At 56.9% G+C, this 15,588-nt stretch carries 13 protein-coding genes; 9 read left to right on the plus strand and 4 right to left on the minus strand.

Features of this window, described 5'->3' with window-relative positions; genetic code table 11:
* Nucleotides 1–118 precede the first annotated feature (118 nt).
* Complete coding sequence (locus FHJ80_RS11675) at nucleotides 119–706, plus strand: helix-turn-helix domain-containing protein (protein ID WP_139527341.1); 588 nt, start codon at nucleotides 119–121, stop codon at nucleotides 704–706.
* Here the strand turns inward: FHJ80_RS11675 and nfo are convergent.
* Complete coding sequence (gene nfo, locus FHJ80_RS11680) at nucleotides 676–1,536, minus strand: deoxyribonuclease IV (protein ID WP_139527342.1); 861 nt, start codon at nucleotides 1,534–1,536, stop codon at nucleotides 676–678. The genes FHJ80_RS11675 and nfo overlap by 31 nt on opposite strands.
* Before the next feature lie 20 nt (nucleotides 1,537–1,556).
* Nucleotides 1,557–2,333 carry a glycerophosphodiester phosphodiesterase family protein gene (locus tag FHJ80_RS11685; RefSeq protein ID WP_139527343.1) on the minus strand — a complete coding sequence of 259 codons (777 nt, stop codon included), beginning with the start codon at nucleotides 2,331–2,333 and terminating at the stop codon, nucleotides 1,557–1,559.
* A gap of 176 nt (nucleotides 2,334–2,509) precedes the next feature.
* Here FHJ80_RS11685 and FHJ80_RS11690 point away from each other — a divergent pair, with 176 nt between their 5' ends.
* Entirely contained in the window at nucleotides 2,510–3,487 is a 978-nt protein-coding gene (locus FHJ80_RS11690) for an NADPH:quinone reductase (protein ID WP_139527344.1), read from the plus strand.
* Between the two features lie 20 nt (nucleotides 3,488–3,507).
* On the opposite strand, the gene FHJ80_RS11695 is transcribed toward FHJ80_RS11690, so the two are convergent.
* The gene (locus FHJ80_RS11695; RefSeq protein ID WP_139527345.1) at nucleotides 3,508–4,401 is read right to left on the minus strand and encodes a MurR/RpiR family transcriptional regulator; all 894 of its coding nucleotides are present in this window, start codon (nucleotides 4,399–4,401) and stop codon (nucleotides 3,508–3,510) included.
* Nucleotides 4,402–4,591: 190 nt separating this feature from the next.
* Here FHJ80_RS11695 and FHJ80_RS11700 point away from each other — a divergent pair, with 190 nt between their 5' ends.
* The 7 genes from FHJ80_RS11700 (at nucleotide 4,592) to FHJ80_RS11730 (ending at nucleotide 13,765) form a co-directional block, all read left to right on the plus strand.
* On the plus strand, nucleotides 4,592–5,401 hold the full coding sequence (locus FHJ80_RS11700) for an enoyl-CoA hydratase/isomerase family protein (RefSeq protein WP_139527346.1): 810 nt from the start codon (nucleotides 4,592–4,594) through the stop codon (nucleotides 5,399–5,401).
* 66 nt (nucleotides 5,402–5,467) lie between these two features.
* Nucleotides 5,468–7,648 (plus strand): acetate--CoA ligase family protein, encoded by a 2,181-nt coding sequence (locus FHJ80_RS11705; RefSeq protein ID WP_139527347.1) that lies wholly within the window; start codon nucleotides 5,468–5,470, stop codon nucleotides 7,646–7,648.
* The gene (locus tag FHJ80_RS11710) at nucleotides 7,645–8,448 is read left to right on the plus strand and encodes an enoyl-CoA hydratase-related protein (RefSeq protein ID WP_139527348.1); all 804 of its coding nucleotides are present in this window, start codon (nucleotides 7,645–7,647) and stop codon (nucleotides 8,446–8,448) included. Before FHJ80_RS11705 ends, FHJ80_RS11710 begins: the two co-directional genes overlap by 4 nt.
* A gap of 146 nt (nucleotides 8,449–8,594) precedes the next feature.
* Complete coding sequence (locus FHJ80_RS11715) at nucleotides 8,595–10,433, plus strand: SLC13 family permease (protein ID WP_139527349.1); 1,839 nt, start codon at nucleotides 8,595–8,597, stop codon at nucleotides 10,431–10,433.
* A gap of 113 nt (nucleotides 10,434–10,546) precedes the next feature.
* On the plus strand, nucleotides 10,547–11,305 hold the full coding sequence (locus tag FHJ80_RS11720; RefSeq protein ID WP_139527350.1) for a DeoR/GlpR family transcriptional regulator: 759 nt from the start codon (nucleotides 10,547–10,549) through the stop codon (nucleotides 11,303–11,305).
* Between the two features lie 145 nt (nucleotides 11,306–11,450).
* Entirely contained in the window at nucleotides 11,451–12,935 is a 1,485-nt protein-coding gene (gene glpK, locus FHJ80_RS11725) for a glycerol kinase GlpK (RefSeq protein ID WP_139527351.1), read from the plus strand.
* A gap of 605 nt (nucleotides 12,936–13,540) precedes the next feature.
* Nucleotides 13,541–13,765 (plus strand): hypothetical protein, encoded by a 225-nt coding sequence (locus FHJ80_RS11730; RefSeq protein ID WP_044628033.1) that lies wholly within the window; start codon nucleotides 13,541–13,543, stop codon nucleotides 13,763–13,765.
* A gap of 102 nt (nucleotides 13,766–13,867) precedes the next feature.
* On the opposite strand, the gene FHJ80_RS11735 is transcribed toward FHJ80_RS11730, so the two are convergent.
* Nucleotides 13,868–15,508, minus strand: a complete 1,641-nt coding sequence (locus FHJ80_RS11735) for a glycerol-3-phosphate dehydrogenase/oxidase (protein WP_139527352.1) — start codon at nucleotides 15,506–15,508, stop codon at nucleotides 13,868–13,870.
* Nucleotides 15,509–15,588 lie beyond the last annotated feature (80 nt).

Below are 15,588 nucleotides of genomic sequence, written 5' to 3' on the forward strand. Positions count from 1 at the left end.
GCACTATGTGCGTCATAACGTACAAGCGCCACGTTACCACTGTGCGCTATAGCGCACAACTGGGGTTGAGACAGGGTTTGAACAGGGTTTGAAATAGGACCTGAAACAGGAGAGAGGAATGGCAATCGAACCGCACACCATTGCTGCACATATTGCGGGGACAGTGCGTCAGTTGCGCAAAGAGCGCGGCTGGAGCCTTGACCGGGCGGCCGGTGAAACGGGGGTGAGTAAAGCCATGTTGGGGCAGATAGAGCGCGGTGAGTCTAGCCCTACTGTTTCGACGCTCTGGAAGATTGCCAGCGGCTTTCGGGTATCTTTCTCGACACTGTTCGATAATGACAAACCCGCGTTAGGTGAGCTACACCGAGACGGTCGAGAGTCCGTCTGGGGTGATGACAGCGCCGGTATGCAGGCGCGCTTGCTGTTTCCCTACGACCCTCTGCTGGGGTTCGAGATGTTCATGATCGAACTTGCCCCTGGAGCGATCAGCGAATCATCGGCCCATGCCAGCGGCGTGGTGGAACACATCGTGATAGTGGAAGGGGAGATGGAGCTGCGCATTGATGAGCGCTGGCAAACGCTGCGGGCTGGCGAGGGGCTGCGTTTTTTTGCTGACCGGCCCCACGCCATGCGCAATAACACGGAGAGCCGATTACGCTTTCACGATGTGATTCATTATTTGCCCGGCGCGGCGTCGGGCATTTGATCGCGCAGCCAGTTGAGTTCCTCGGCCCAGATCTCGGGCTCGATGGTCTCCAGAATCATTGGGATACCTTGAATGCGCTGGTCTTGCATGATAGCGCTAAAAGCGTCCAGTCCGATATTGCCCTTACCTAGGCTGTGATGTCGGTCGACGCGGCTGGCAAAAGCGCTTTTGGCGTCGTTCAGGTGCATGCCGCGCAAGTACTGGAAACCTACGACCTTGCCAAGCTCATCCAGAGTGGCCTGTGTTGCGTCGCGGGTGCGGAGATCGTACCCAGCAGCGAAGGCGTGGCAGGTATCGATGCATACGCCTACCCGTGCTTTATCATCGACTTGCTCAATAATCTCGGCCAGGTGCTCGAAGCGCCAGCCGAGGTTGGTGCCTTGACCTGCGGTATTTTCGATCACCGCGGTCACGTCCTGGGTATCCGCCAGCGCTTCATTGATCGAGTCGGCAATACGTGACAGACACTCGGTATCGCTGATTTTGTTCAGGTGGCTGCCGGGGTGAAAGTTGAGCAGCGTCAACCCTAGCTGCTCGCAGCGCTGCATCTCGTCTAGAAACGCGGCACGGGATTTTCTAAGCCCCTCTGACTCTGGATGGCCCAGATTAATCAGATAGCTGTCGTGGGGCAGAATTTGCTTTGGGCCAAAGCCGTGGTCTTGACAGGCCTCCTTGAAGGCGGCAATGGCCTCGTCCGTCAGCGGTTTCCCCTTCCACTGACGCTGATTCTTGGTGAACAGCGCAAACGCCGTTGCACCGATCTCGACCGCGCGCAGCACGGCCTGATCCGCGCCGCCCGCTGCACTCACATGAGCACCCAGATAATTCATCATTTCCCTTAAATGGCAGGTTAAGCAGACTGGCCCGCACGTTGGCGATTATCTAAATATCGCTTAAAGGCGGCGGGCTCATCGGTAATGGCACTGGTCACGCCCCACGACCAGCGGCTGGCAAAAGCGCTGGGGTCGTTAGCGGTGTAGCAGAGTATCTGGTAGCCATCGCGGCACATGGCAGCGGCTTGCGTCTGCTTGAGCCTTGGCCAGTGGGGGTGAATACTAAACGCCTGTACCGCCTCACACTGCTCACGCCAGTGCTTGGGCACACTACCAAACAGGGCGCCTAGTGCCAGTGCTTCTTTAGGGGCGTGGTGTCGGCAATGGGCAAGGGCGGTCGAGTCAAACGACGAGATCACCAACCGCTCGGGAGGTAGAGCCTCTAAAACGACGGGCAGTACCTCATCCACCAGGCGGATGGGGTCACGGCCTTTATTGACCTTGATCTCTAGGTTAACGCCCATCTCCAGCTCGTTCAGCAGGGAGAGCATGGTCTCCAGGCTGGCCATTTTTTCTCCGGCAAAGCGATCACCAAACCAGCGGCCTACATCGAGCTGCTGGGCCTGCTGCCACGTGAGGTTGGCAAGCTCTCCTCGACCATCCGAGCAGCGGCTCACATCGCTGTCGTGCCAGATGACGGGTGTATCGTCTTTCAATAGCTGCACATCCAGCTCTACCCAGGTGGCACCGGCTTGTTGGGCCGCACGGACGGCGGTTAGGGTGTTTTCAGGCGCTGCCGCTGAGTAGCCTCGATGGGCAATAAGCGTAGGAACAGAAATAGCAGGATGCGTCATGTCCAGTCCGTGTGTGGTGGCTGATAAACGGAGTGATCACCATTTTTGGCACAGTCTAGCACGCAGCCATGACAGCCGTGTGTCGGTTTAGCGGGCTAATCACTTGATTTAATGTGCCCAACGCGGTTGGATAGCGTCCAGGGTATGTCCAATAATTAATAACAGGAGTCTCATGAATGTCTAAGCGTATCCAGTTTTCCAAGACCGGTGGTGCCGAGGTGTTGGAGTGGGTGGAGGTCGAACCGGCTGCCCCCGCCGCCGGTGAAGTGCGTATCGCCAATAAAGCGGTGGGGCTCAACTTTATCGATATCTATTTCCGCACGGGGCTATATCCCGCGCCTGCCATGCCGTCTGGGCTGGGAACGGAGGGCGCTGGCACGGTGGATGCCGTCGGCGAAGGTGTGACGCATCTCAAAGTCGGCGACCGTGTGGCGTATGCCCAAGGCCCGCTGGGTGCTTATGCGGAATTGCACACGCTGCCTGCCGCTAAAGTCGTCAAATTGCCTGACTTTATCGATTTCGACACTGCCGCTGCCAGTATGCTGAAAGGGCTAACGGTGCAGTATCTGTTGCGCCAAACCTATGCACTCAAGGGCGGTGAGACCATTTTGTTCCACGCGGCGGCCGGTGGCGTGGGCTCCATTGCTTGCCAGTGGGCCAAAGCGCTCGGCGTCAAGCTGATTGGCACGGTCAGCTCCCAAGAAAAAGCCGATCTTGCCATGGCCAACGGCGCTTGGGCGACGATCGACTACACCAAGGAAAATGTGGTGGAGCGCGTACGCGAACTCACCCAGGGTGAGATGTGCGACGTGGTTTATGACTCCGTCGGTAAAGATACCTGGGAAATGTCGCTGGACTGTTTGAAGCCCCGCTCGTTGATGGTGAGCTTTGGCAACGCTTCTGGCCCCGTCGATGGCGTGAACATCGGTATTCTGAACCAGAAGGGCGCGCTTTTCGTCACGCGCCCGAGCCTGAACGGCTACGCTGACACGCGTGAGCGCCTTGAAATGATGTGCGACGAATTCTTCGGCATGATCGAAAGCGGAAAAATTCACATCGACGTGGCTAACCGCTACCCGCTACAAGAGGCTGGCAAGGCACAGGATGCGCTGCAAAGCCGTAAAACGACGGGTTCTACGATTCTGTTGCCGTGATACCTACTCGATATCGACACTTACTCGATATCGATATAAGCACCCAACTGACGCATTCGGCTCTCAAAACGGGTCACGTTGTCGACCAGCTGGTCGGGGCCGAATGCCACGCACTCCGCTAGAATCGCTTCGCTGAGCGTAATCGACGCCAGTATCGACGGGAAAAAGTGCGGCGTGGCGTTGGCGACGGTAAACGTCATGCAGGCACCCGGCACGAGTGGCGATCGCAGCGTATCGGTAATCACGATGGCTTGAACGCCGTTGGCGCGGGTAATTTCCAGCGCCTTCACCGTCTCGGCGCAGTAGGGCTCAAAGCCAAACGCCACCACCACATCCTGCTCATTGAACGGGGCCAATTCGGTGAGCAAGCCTCCCTCCTGGCCGCGAATGAGCGTCACTTCCGGCATCGCAATGCGCCCCACGTAGGCAAAGTGGTACGCGCAGGCGAAGGTGTCTCGAAACCCGACCACGGCGACTCGCCGTGCGGCCAAGATTCGCTCGGCGGCCTCTTTGACGCGCGTTTGGTTATCCGCCGTAAACAGCCTGCCAATATTATCGAAGGCAGCGTCGCCTACCTCCGCAAACAGCGCCGCTTCTGGTTTTCGGTGCTGCTGCTTCAACTGGCTGGCGCGGCCGGATAGCTCCACCGGCGCTGCTTGCACTGCCGATTGAAACACTTCCCGAAATGGCTCGTAGCTCTCGAACCCAAGCCGCTTGGCTAACCTGACCAGAGTGGAGGGAGTGACGGATGCTGCCTGAGCCGTTTTGCGGATCGACTGAAACGCCATCTCTGCAGGGTGTTCCAGCACATAGCTGGCGGCACGCTTGAGCTGTGGGCTAAGCGCTGCGTAGCTCTCGGCTAGCTGCAGGTGAATGCTGTCCAGGCTGATGGCGTGAGTGGCGTTGTCTGGCATGGCACCCTCTTTCATGGAAAATAAAACATTTGTACCAATTATAAATGTTTTTGCTACAGATGTATTGACGGCGTCCCCGCGACTACTTTATCGTTCAAAAAAAACACATTCGTTTCTTTTTATTTTAAATAAAGAAACAAGCGTTTCGTTGAGTTTTGACGACTGTTCCGAGGAGGTTAGAAAAAGCACCATGCCTGCTGACGCTACTGCGCTGCCCAATTATGAAACGCTGCTGGTGAGTTTAAATGCCCGCGTAATGACCGTACGACTGAATCGCCCGCAGCGCCTCAACGCCGTTGTTGAGGCGCTCTATCAAGAGTTGCTGGATGTGCTGCGAATAGCACAGCAGTCGCCTCAGGTTAGGGCGCTGGTGCTGACCGGTGAAGGCCGGGCGTTTTGTGTGGGGGCCGATATGAAAGCCCACGGCAGTGCCGCGCGCACGCTGTTTCAGCGTCGGGGCTATTTGCAGCTGGGTAACGACGTATGCGAGGCCATCACCCAGCTCGGTAAGCCGGTGGTGGCGGCAGTGAACGGTTATGCGCTGGGGGCAGGCGCGGAAATGGCCGTCGCCTGCGATTTTGTCGTCATGGCCGATGACGCGCAGATAGGCTTTCCAGAAACCAGTATCGGGACGTGCGTAGGTGGCGGCGTTTCCAAACTGCTTCCCCAACTGGTGGGGCTTACCCAGGCCCGCCGCCTGCTCTACTTAGGTGACAAACTTTATGGGCCTGAAGCCGCCGGGATGGGGCTAGCGCTGGCGAGCTATCCGCAAACGCAGCTGATGGCCGAAGCCCAGCTGCTTGCTGAACGGCTGGCCAAGCAGGCGCCTGTGTCCATGGCGATGTTAAAGCCGCTGGTCAACCGCAGTACCCATACAAGCATGGAGAGCCAGCTTCAACAGGAGTTGGACGCGGTGTTTACCTGTTCCACGACCGATGATTGGCAAGAGGGGGTCGATGCCTTTGCCGAGCGGCGAGCGCCAAATTTCCAGGGCCAATGATCTCGGCCCTTTTGAATTAGCTTGGTATCACTCCGTCACGCACTTCTTTGTCAAACAGGTCACGCAATGAATACTCTCGAAGGCCATCTTCCACTGCGCAGCCCGCTGCATGATATCTTAGCGCCCTCTGGCATTGCCGTAGTAGGCGCTTCTGCAGACCCCACCAAACGGGGCTACAAAGCCATGGTTGGGCTGATTAATGGCGGCTACCGGGGACATATTTACCCCATCAATCCCAAAGCCGATCACATTTTAGGCGTGCAGGCGTGGCCTTCACTCACCGAGATGCCGGGCCGCCCTGAGCTTGCGCTGCTATGCACGCCTGCGGCCAGCGTGCCTGCGCTGATTGCCGAGTGTGGCCGCCGGGGGGTGAAAGGGGCGGTCATTCTGGCCAGCGGGTTTGGCGAAACCGGCGAAGAGGGGGCAGCGCTGGAGGCACAGATGATGGAGATCGCCCGTGCCCACAGCGTGCGTATCATCGGCCCAAACACTTCTGGCATGTTTAACCTGCACCACCAAATTAACTTGCTGGCGCTGGATAACGTCAAGCCGGGGGATATCGGCATTGTGTCTCAGTCCGGCAATATGCTGCTCTCTCTTGCGCTGGAAGCCCAGCATAACGGGCAAGTGGGGTTCAGCACCTACGTTGGTCCTGGCAACCAGAGCGATATCGGCTTTAACGATTACCTGCGCTATTTAGGGGAGGACGAGCACACTCGCGTGGCTACGCTCTACGTGGAGGGCTTCCGTGATGGGCAGCAGTTTCTGAAAGTGGCCCGTGACGTGACCGCCATGAAGCCGGTGGTGGTGTATAAATCCGGTGCCACCGAGCAGGGCCAAAAAGCCGCCAGCTCCCATACCGGTGCGTTGGCCGGTAGCTACCAAATGACCGTCGATTTGTTGCGCCAGGCAGGCGTTAGCGTGGTGCAGTACTCCGATGAAATCCTGCCCGTGGCGGAAGGATTGGGGCGGCTCCAAAAAGCCCCCGGTAAGCGCGTGGCGGTGATTTCTGACGGCGGTGGCCAAGCCACCATTGCCGCCGACCGGTTATCGGAAGCGGGACTGACACTGGCCGAGCTTTCTGACGCTACTCGCTCTGCACTGCGCGAGGTGTTACTGCCTCAGGCATCTACCCTTAACCCGGTGGACGTGGCAGGCTCCTCGGATGCTAACCCTTCGCTGCTTGCACGCTGCATCGAGCTGTTGATGGCGGATGAAGGCGTCGATAGCGTCTTTCTGGTGGGCATGTTCGGCGGGTACAGCCTGCGTTTTGCAGAATCACTGATGGGCGACGAGATGCGCGGCGCAGAGCGCATGGTAGAGCTTGCTCAAGCCTCCGAGAAACCCCTGGTGATTTACAGCCTTTATGCGCCGATCAAACCGCCTGCGTTGCGCCGTCTACACGAAGCCGGTTTGCCGGTGTATTCCTCGATTGAGCATGCGGTGCGCGTGCTTGCTGCCCTAGGTGAGCGAGGAGAGTACCTGGCCAGCCAACAGGCACAAGAGACGATAGCGCCCGCCGCGCCATCGGAAACAGGCAAGACCATGCTAAAAGCGGCCAAGGCGGAAGGGCGCGATTTATTGGAGTTTGAAGCAAAGGCTCTGCTGGCGGAGCACGGCATTACCGTCCCTACCGAGTGGCTGGTACGCCAGGAGGAAGAGCTGGCCAAGATCGCCGAGCAAGCCGCAAAAGCGCCGCTGGCGATGAAGGTGGTTTCAAAAGACATTTTGCATAAATCCGACGCGGGCGGGGTCAAGCTCAACTTAGTGGGTGACGCCGCACTGCGCGATGCCTTTCAGGCCATTCACTCAAACGCCCAGGCTTACGACCTGAACGCCCAGATAGAGGGCGTGCTGGTCACGCCCATGGCTGAGAAAGGCGTCGAGGTGATTATCGGCATGCTGCGCGACCCGATGTTTGGCCCGGTGCTGATGTTTGGCTTGGGCGGCATTTTCGTGGAGGTGCTAGAGGACGTTGCCTTCCGCTCGCTGCCGCTGACCCTGCGCGACGCACGCTCCATGGTCGATCAAATTAAAGCGCAAAAAGTGCTGGCGGGAGTGCGCGGGGCGGCTGGGGTCGATAAGCAGGCGCTGGTGTCACTGCTGATGCAGGTATCCCAATTGGTGGACGCCTACCCGGAGATTTGCGAACTAGACTTGAACCCGGTGATTGCCTATCCAAAAGGCCACTGTGCCGCTAACTATGCCATCGTCGATGCCCGAATCATTGTGGAGCGCCAACCATGAGCCAACCATTACCCGGATTAACCGATGCCACTCTCACTCTAGATAATCGTGTGGCGACACTTACCCTTAATCGCCACGACGTGCGTAATGCCTTAACGGGCACCGCACTCGTTGACGACATCGTCGCCACCGCCGCCTGGGTGAATGGCTGCCAGGAGGTATCGGTGCTGTTGATTACCGGAGCGGGCAGTGCGTTTTGTGCCGGTGGAAACGTAAAAGACATGGCCGAGCGCGGCGGCGATTTTGCGGGGGATGTGGCGGAAGTCGCCGAGCGCTACCGCACGGGCATTCAGCGGATGCCGCTGGCACTCCATAAGGTCGAAGTGCCCATCATTGCCGCCGTCAATGGTGCGGCCATCGGTGCCGGATTCGATTTGGCCAATATGGCGGATATGCGTATTGCCTCTCGCAAGGCGAGCTTTGGGGAGACCTTTCTCAATCTGGGGATCATTCCCGGTGATGGCGGGGCATGGTTCATGCAGCGGCAGATTGGTTATCAGCGTGCCTTCGAACTGACGCTCTCTGGCCGAGTGATCAGTGCCGAGGAGGCGTTTGCTTACGGCATAGTGCTGGAGGTGGTCGAGCCCGAACAGCTTATGGAAACCGCGATGGCCCATGCCCAACGCATTGCGGCTCAGCCGCCCAAGGCGACACGTCTGACTAAACGGCTAATGAAAATGGCGCCGGATATGGAGCTGAGAGCCTTTCTGGATGTCTGTGCCGTTTTTCAAGGCATGTGTCATAACGAGCCGGAGCATCTTCGAGCCGTGGAGCGGCTGATGGCACGTATGAAACGCTAACCCGCGTCTTACCACTGGCAGTTCGTGGCGATATTGATTTGCCAGAGCTTGTACGTTCGTATAGTCATCGTCTAATGTGTCGCTCAGTACGCTGCACTTTCCTCGTCGGGAGAGCGGTGGGTATCACATAGGGAGATGGCGCTCTGATGACTCTGGAAAGTTTAGGACTGACCCCCAGCACGCTGGTGTTTATCGTGTTGGGACTCACGCTGGCAGCCTTCATCTGGGGGCGATTTCGTTACGATTTAGTGGCCCTGGCGGCGTTGCTAGGCTCGGTGATGCTGGGCCTTGTCCCTGCCGATGAAGCGTTTTCCGGTTTTGGCCATCCAGCGGTGATTACCGTGGCGGCCGTGTTGGTGTTAAGCCGTGGTTTCGAGCGCTCTGGCGTGGTGGATGTCATTGCCAATCAGGTGCTCAAAGTGGGTGAGCGCTTGATGCTACAGCTACTCGTGTTGGTGGGCACCGTGGTGGTGCTTTCTGGCGTGATGAATAACGTCGGCGCACTGGCGCTGTTGTTACCGGTGGCGATGCGCCTTGCCCGTGAACACAATACATCTCCCTCATTGCTGCTGATGCCGCTGGCATTTGGCTCTCTGTTGGGTGGTCTGACCACGCTGATTGGCACGCCACCCAATATCATTATTTCCGCCTACCGAGGCAATATCACTGGCGACAATTTTGGGATGTTCAGTTTCTCGCCCGTGGGAGTCGCGGTGGCACTGGTGGGGTTGATGTTTATCGTGATCGTGGGCTGGCGATTGACGCCCAAGCGCAATAGCCAAGCCGCTACGGACGATATGTTCGATACCGCCAACTACTTGGTCGAGCTGAAGGTGACCGAGGATTCCAAAGCCAACGGGCTTACCCTGCAGCAGCTGCGCGACGAACTGGAGGAAACCATTCCCGTCTTGGCGGTGGTACGTGAAGACAACCGTCGAGCAGGCTATCAGTTTCATGGCGTGCTTCGCGAGGGCGATATTCTGCTGTTGGAAGCGGGTCCCGACGAGCTGAAACTACTGGAAGATAAAGTGGGCTTGAGCGCGATTGCCGAGCCGGAAGAGCCTGAGGAGGGGCAGTCAAAGGGCGATGATGAAGGCAAAGACGATGAACGTCAGCCGGTCGATACCGAAGGGTTGCAGCTCATCGAAGCCGTCGTGCGCAACGATTCGATGATGATCAATCGCAGCGTGCGCCAGTTACGTCTCAACCATCAGTTTGGCCTGCACCTCGTGGCCGTAGCCCGTGACGGTGGCCGCTTGAAACAGCGCCTGCGCGACATTCGTTTTCAAACCGGCGACGTGCTGCTATTGCAGGGCAGCGAAAACGAAATCGCCGATAGTTTATCGACGCTGGGTTGTTTGCCGCTGGCCAACCGCGAGCTTCACCTGGGACAGCCGCGCAAATTGGCCGTTTCAGTGGGGATTTTCGCCCTGGCAATCGTGGCCATGCTGCTCGATTTGCTGCCTGCTGCCGTCGCCATGAGCAGCGCCGCACTGGTGTCTCTATTGATCGGCGTGCTGCCCTTGCGTGATGGCTACCAGGCCATCGACGGGCCGGTGATCGTGTTGCTGGCCGCCATGCTGCCGGTGGGTGAAGCGCTGGAGACCAGCGGCGGTGCAGATATCATCGCCGAGGCGCTGCTACGGTTTGGCGTGGAGTGGCCGATCGTCGTGTCCTTGGTGGGACTATTTTTGCTCTCCATGCTGCTCTCCAACGTGGTCAACAACGCCGCGGCGGCGCTGCTCATGGCGCCCATTGCGGCGAGCCTTGCCAACGGCTTCGACGCCTCGCTCGATCCGTTTTTGATGGTGGTGGCCGTCAGCGCCTCCTGTGCGTTTTTAACGCCCATTGGGCACCAGTCGAACACGCTGGTGTTAGGGCCGGGGGGCTATCGGTTTGGCGACTACTGGAAACTGGGACTGCCACTCTCGCTGGTGGTCATGGCCACGGCCATCCCAGCCATATTGTGGGTATGGCCCCTGTAGAAGATCAATGGAGCGCTGGGCTCCGGCCTGTTCGTGGTTCGCGCTATTAGATTCCGAAAATTTTGCTAATCTATTACGCACATAGACCAATAAATATCGAACAGGCCGGGCTAATGAATCAACAGTATCGCCAGGATGCCATCGTCGAACTGGTTCGCCAGCACGGCTATATGAGTATCGAACAGCTCACCGAACACTTCGCGGTCACGCCACAAACCATTCGTCGAGACTTGAACACTCTGGCCAACGAAGGTCGCGTGCGCCGCGTACATGGTGGTGTCGGGGTCGAGTCAAGTACGGTCAATACGGCTTACAGCACCCGCAAAACGTTGCACCTCGAAGAGAAAGAGCGCATTGCCCGCTGCTTGGCACAGCATATCCCCCATCATGCCTCGCTGTTCATCAATATCGGGACCAGCAATGAAATGATCGCCCAAGCGCTACTGGAGCACCAAGGTTTGGAGATCATTACCAACAACCTCAATGTGGCGGCGATTCTGCAACACAAAGAGGACTTCACGGTGATCATCGCGGGCGGTCAAGTGCGCTCCCGTGATGGCGGGATCATCGGCGAAGCCACCATCGACTTCATCAATCAGTTCAAAGTGGATTACGGAATCATCGGGATCAGTGGCATCGACGAGGATGGCTCGCTTCTGGAGTTTGACTACCAAGAGGTACGCGTTGCCCAGGCGATCATTGCCAATTCGCGAAGGGTGTATTTAGCCGCAGACTACTCGAAATTCCACCGAAACCCAGTGGTGCGCCAAGGTAACATTTCCCAACTGGATGCGCTGTTTACCGATCGTAAGCCCCCCGAGGCGATTCAGCGACTGCTCAACCAGCACGATGTGGCGCTGCACATTGCTTAGCGCCTGTCACGACAGTGCTCAGGCTTTGGCTAAGGTGGCAGAGTTTCATACTTGAGCATTCCAGGCGCCTAGAGTAGCCTCTGATGATAATAAAACGAAACAAAACAGACAAAATCGAAAGAACCTACAACAAAGTGAATGCGCTATGTCCTCCTTTATTCTCGCCATCGATCAAGGCACGACCAGCTCCCGCGCCATTCTTTTTGACCGCCAAGGCCAAATTGCGGCAGTTGCCCAACAAGAGTTTCCTCAACACTTCCCACAAGATGGGTGGATCGAACACGACCCGGAAGATATCTGGGAATCGGTGATCGCGACCTGCCGGGAAGTGCTCAGCAAAGCCCAGATAACCCCCGAGCAAGTGGATGGGGTCGGCATTACCAACCAGCGTGAGACCACGGTGGTGTGGGATCGCGCCACAGGCAAGCCGCTGTACAACGCCATCGTTTGGCAAGATCGTCGCACCTCCGAGCGCTGTCAGGCGCTACGCGACGAGGGGCATACTGAGTTAGTACAGTCGAAAACTGGCCTATTGATCGACCCTTACTTTTCCGCCACCAAACTGGCCTGGATTCTCGATTGCGTCGAGGGCGCCCGCGAGCGTGCTGCCCGGGGCGAGCTGGCGTTCGGCACCGTCGATAGCTTTTTGATGTGGCGTTTGACCGATGGTAAACGTCACGTGACCGATGCCACCAATGCCTCGCGCACGGCGCTGTTCAACATTCATGACCAAACCTGGGACGAGGAACTGCTGGCGCTATTTGATGTACCCGCCAATATGCTCCCCGAGGTGAACGATTCCAGCGATGATTTTGGCACGGTCGAGGCCCACTGGCTGGGCGCGCCGCTGCCGATTGCAGGCGTCGCGGGTGATCAACAGGCGGCGCTGGTCGGGCAGGCGTGTTTCAAACCTGGTATGGGTAAAAGCACCTACGGCACCGGCTGTTTCATGATCGTGAATACCGGGGAAACAGCCTCGGTATCGCGTAATCGCCTGCTGACCACCATTGGCTACCGTATCAACGGCAAACCTACTTACGCCATGGAGGGGAGTATTTTCGTAGCAGGCGCCACGGTGCAGTGGCTGCGAGATGGTCTGAATCTGTTTGCGGATGCCTCGGAAACCGAAGCACTGGCCCAGAAAACCCGCAGCGGGCACAGCGTTTACTTGGTGCCTGCGTTTACCGGCCTGGGCGCCCCGCACTGGGACCCTAAGGCCCGTGGCGCTATTTTTGGCCTGACGCGTGACACTGGCATCGCCGAAATCGTCGCGGCGGGGCTTCAGGCGGTGTGTTATCAAACCCGCGACCTGCAGCACTGCATGAACGATGATATGGAAGCGTCACCGGGTAACCTCCGTGTGGATGGCGGTATGGTGAAAAACAGCTGGGTCATGCAGTTTTTGGCCGATATGCTCAATGTCCAAGTTGACCGTCCGACCATTTTGGAAACGACGGCCCTTGGGGCGGCTTACTTGGCAGGGTTACGTCTTGGCTGGTACGACACGCTAGAGGAGATCGAGCAGCTCTGGCGTTGCGAGCGCAGCTTTACGCCCACCATGGAAGAGGAGACCCGTGAGAAGCTCTACCAGGGCTGGTTGGATGCGGTATCCCGTGTGCGCTCTACGTAAACAACGCCGCCGCGAAGCGCCATAAAAGATGCCGCTGTCAAACAGCGGCGTTTTTTTATGGCGGTTTTTTAACGAAGCCATCGTCCTTGGTCGTATAGAGAAATCGTTATTTAGGAGTAAACTGCATTCGTTTTTAATGAGCAGACGTTTTTTATCTTTTAAAGACGTGTTAGTTCTTCTCCATTGATTTTTTTCTACCCTTTTAAAACAGTCGTTTAACTCTCTGCTTGAAAGTCTACGTCATCGATAGCGCTTCAATGGGGGTTATGTAGTCAAACTACAACCCAGCCTGCTGCCAATGATGCATTGTGAGCATGGCAGCCGTGAACCATAGTGAAGTCATGGATCAGGGCGGTGTTTTGTTATCCCGATACGTCGCACTCATCCTTGCTACATACCGAGGCGCTGTCGTATTACCAGGGCGCTTAAGGCGAAGGTCTTGTAACGCTTGTGACCGTTTCGCAGTTACCGAACTGGGCACTTACCCGGCCCAGCATGAGTAGCAATGTCACCATTCGTCGTTAATTAAGATGGCTGCCCGATTATTCATTACGAAGTATCAAATAATAACGAGCAGCGGCTGACCATACCATGAGGGACTAACCATGAACTGCATCGAATTGAGCCAACAAGCCGACCGTATCGCTAGCTCTTTCAGCAAGCAAGATTTAGCCAAGCTAGTATTGGCGCTGAAGAGCAATCGTGAGTCGCTCCAACATGCCGTCGAAGTTATCGACACCATTGATAGTCGTTCAGGCTGTACGCTGGAAGAAGCATGGGATGAGGTATTAGCGGGCGATTCTCAACTGCTCGTCGAACACGAAGAGTGATGCCTTAACACACTTACTCACGATATTAATACCCCCTGCTATTGCGTTAGCAGGGGGATTTTTATGTGAGCAAGAGTGACGTTTTAGGATGATCGCTTCTGTTTAAGAGAGCGTTTCAACCGGCGGCCGAGACGTATCACGATTCTCTTTGAAGTAGGTGGTAAACCGTTCTTCTGCTTCTTCGCCAAAGAGGACCCGACAGGCCTCTTTGAGGCCTGGCGACTGGCGCAGCTGCTCATGGTGAACGACCAGCGACACCTTGGCGCGGCGGCGTAAGAAGTCTTCCAACTGCGTGATCATCTCATGGTCACGCGCGTGCTCGAGTTCGCAGCGGATGTACTCGGTGCCTTCGATCAAAATATCGGCTTCAGAAGGGTCTTGGCGAATTTTCTCAAGCATGGGAATCGCCTGTTCTGCATAACGTCGCCATAGTCTTGAGGATAGCGGCTCTGAAGAGGTAGCCGCCGTCATGGCATCCAGGTTCATGCGCTTGGCTTGATCCATAAACTGCTGCTTCACCGGCTCGGGCGGCTCGCCATACCAGTGAAAGTTAGGATCGCTGAGCGCCACGCCAAGTGCTTTTACCTCCTCGGCAATTTCATCGCCCACGTTGAGGCAATCAGTGAGCTTGCCGCCAAAGATACTGATATGGGCACTCTCTGCATTGGTATCGATGACATGCTTGCGCGATAGCTGCAGGAAGTCGCGGTCGCTGCCCTGGTCGGCCTTGATGGCGAGAGGGCGTACCCCGCAGCGCGTCGATATGATGTCGGCTTGGGTGAGCGGTTTGTCGAGCGTCAGGCGCTTGTTGATATTTTCCAAAACGAACGCGATATCGTCGGCGGTGACGTCGACCTCAGGGTGCTCCATATGGGTGTCGGTGGTGCCGACACAGGTGCGGTTGCCCATCGGAATGACGAAGAAGAGCCGCCCATCATCGGCAAAGAACGCCAGCACCCGCTTGGTGTCGGTCAACTGCGGCACGATCAAGTGAATGCCTTTCGAGTAGAGGTGCTGGTGGGACGTTTTTTGCCCCGTCAGGGCATTGTGCTGGTCGACCCAGGGGCCAGCGGCGTTGATCAATACTTTGGAACGAATATTGAAGGTGCTGCCATCCATTACGTTGCGGGCTTTGGTCACCCACACGTCGCCTTCACGCTCAGCGCCCAGCGATTCGACATAGTTGGCAGCGACGGCACCGTAATTGAGCGCATGGCGCACGAAGTTGAACACGAAGCGAGCGTCGTTATCATGAAGGTAAGCATCCGAGTACTCGAACCCGCCAACGGCACCTTCAATGTCGATAATCGGCTCTTCTTGCTTGATCTTTTTGGGCGAGAGTAGGCGCGGTAGCTTGGTAAAGCCATTGCCCATGAGCCAGTAAAGCCAAGTGCCCGCCCACAAATAGCGCGGAGAGTGGCGGAAACCTTGTGTAATCGTGGTGAGGAAACGAATTTCTTGAACGGTAGACGGGTAGCTTTTGATTAAGTGGTTGCGGCTTTTGCAGAGCTTACGTACCAGCGCAAAGTCTTTGCTTTCCATGTATTTGATGCCGCCCCAAACCAGGTTCGAGGAGTGCATGCTGGTACTGCCGGCAAAGTCGCCACGGTCGATTAGGGCTACTTTAGCACCTTTGCCCGCAAGAGCAGCGGCGGTTGCTGCACCATTGATGCCGCCACCGATAATCAGTGCGTCAAAGTCATCAGTGTGCAATTTCTCGACATTACGGTTACGCAGTTTCATAGCGGTTCCAATTAATTAAGAAAAAGCCCCGTGTCGGTTGCGGTCTCAACGAGTGGAGAGGGCAACAATGCCCGCCGCTG

Source organism: Halomonas sp. BL6, assembly GCF_006228115.1.
Classification (GTDB): Bacteria; Pseudomonadota; Gammaproteobacteria; order Pseudomonadales; family Halomonadaceae; genus Vreelandella; species Vreelandella piezotolerans.

Coding starts and splice junctions, on each gene's coding strand:
- FHJ80_RS11675 (WP_139527341.1), top strand. CDS start 119: ATGGCAATCGAACCGCACACCATTGCTGCACATATTGCGGGGACAGTG.
- FHJ80_RS11700 (WP_139527346.1), top strand. CDS start 4,592: ATGCCTGCTGACGCTACTGCGCTGCCCAATTATGAAACGCTGCTGGTG.
- FHJ80_RS11685 (WP_139527343.1), bottom strand. CDS start 2,333: ATGACGCATCCTGCTATTTCTGTTCCTACGCTTATTGCCCATCGAGGC.
- FHJ80_RS11710 (WP_139527348.1), top strand. CDS start 7,645: ATGAGCCAACCATTACCCGGATTAACCGATGCCACTCTCACTCTAGAT.
- FHJ80_RS11690 (WP_139527344.1), top strand. CDS start 2,510: ATGTCTAAGCGTATCCAGTTTTCCAAGACCGGTGGTGCCGAGGTGTTG.
- FHJ80_RS11735 (WP_139527352.1), bottom strand. CDS start 15,508: ATGAAACTGCGTAACCGTAATGTCGAGAAATTGCACACTGATGACTTT.
- FHJ80_RS11720 (WP_139527350.1), top strand. CDS start 10,547: ATGAATCAACAGTATCGCCAGGATGCCATCGTCGAACTGGTTCGCCAG.
- FHJ80_RS11705 (WP_139527347.1), top strand. CDS start 5,468: ATGAATACTCTCGAAGGCCATCTTCCACTGCGCAGCCCGCTGCATGAT.
- FHJ80_RS11715 (WP_139527349.1), top strand. CDS start 8,595: ATGACTCTGGAAAGTTTAGGACTGACCCCCAGCACGCTGGTGTTTATC.
- glpK (WP_139527351.1), top strand. CDS start 11,451: ATGTCCTCCTTTATTCTCGCCATCGATCAAGGCACGACCAGCTCCCGC.
- nfo (WP_139527342.1), bottom strand. CDS start 1,536: ATGAATTATCTGGGTGCTCATGTGAGTGCAGCGGGCGGCGCGGATCAG.
- FHJ80_RS11695 (WP_139527345.1), bottom strand. CDS start 4,401: ATGCCAGACAACGCCACTCACGCCATCAGCCTGGACAGCATTCACCTG.
- FHJ80_RS11730 (WP_044628033.1), top strand. CDS start 13,541: ATGAACTGCATCGAATTGAGCCAACAAGCCGACCGTATCGCTAGCTCT.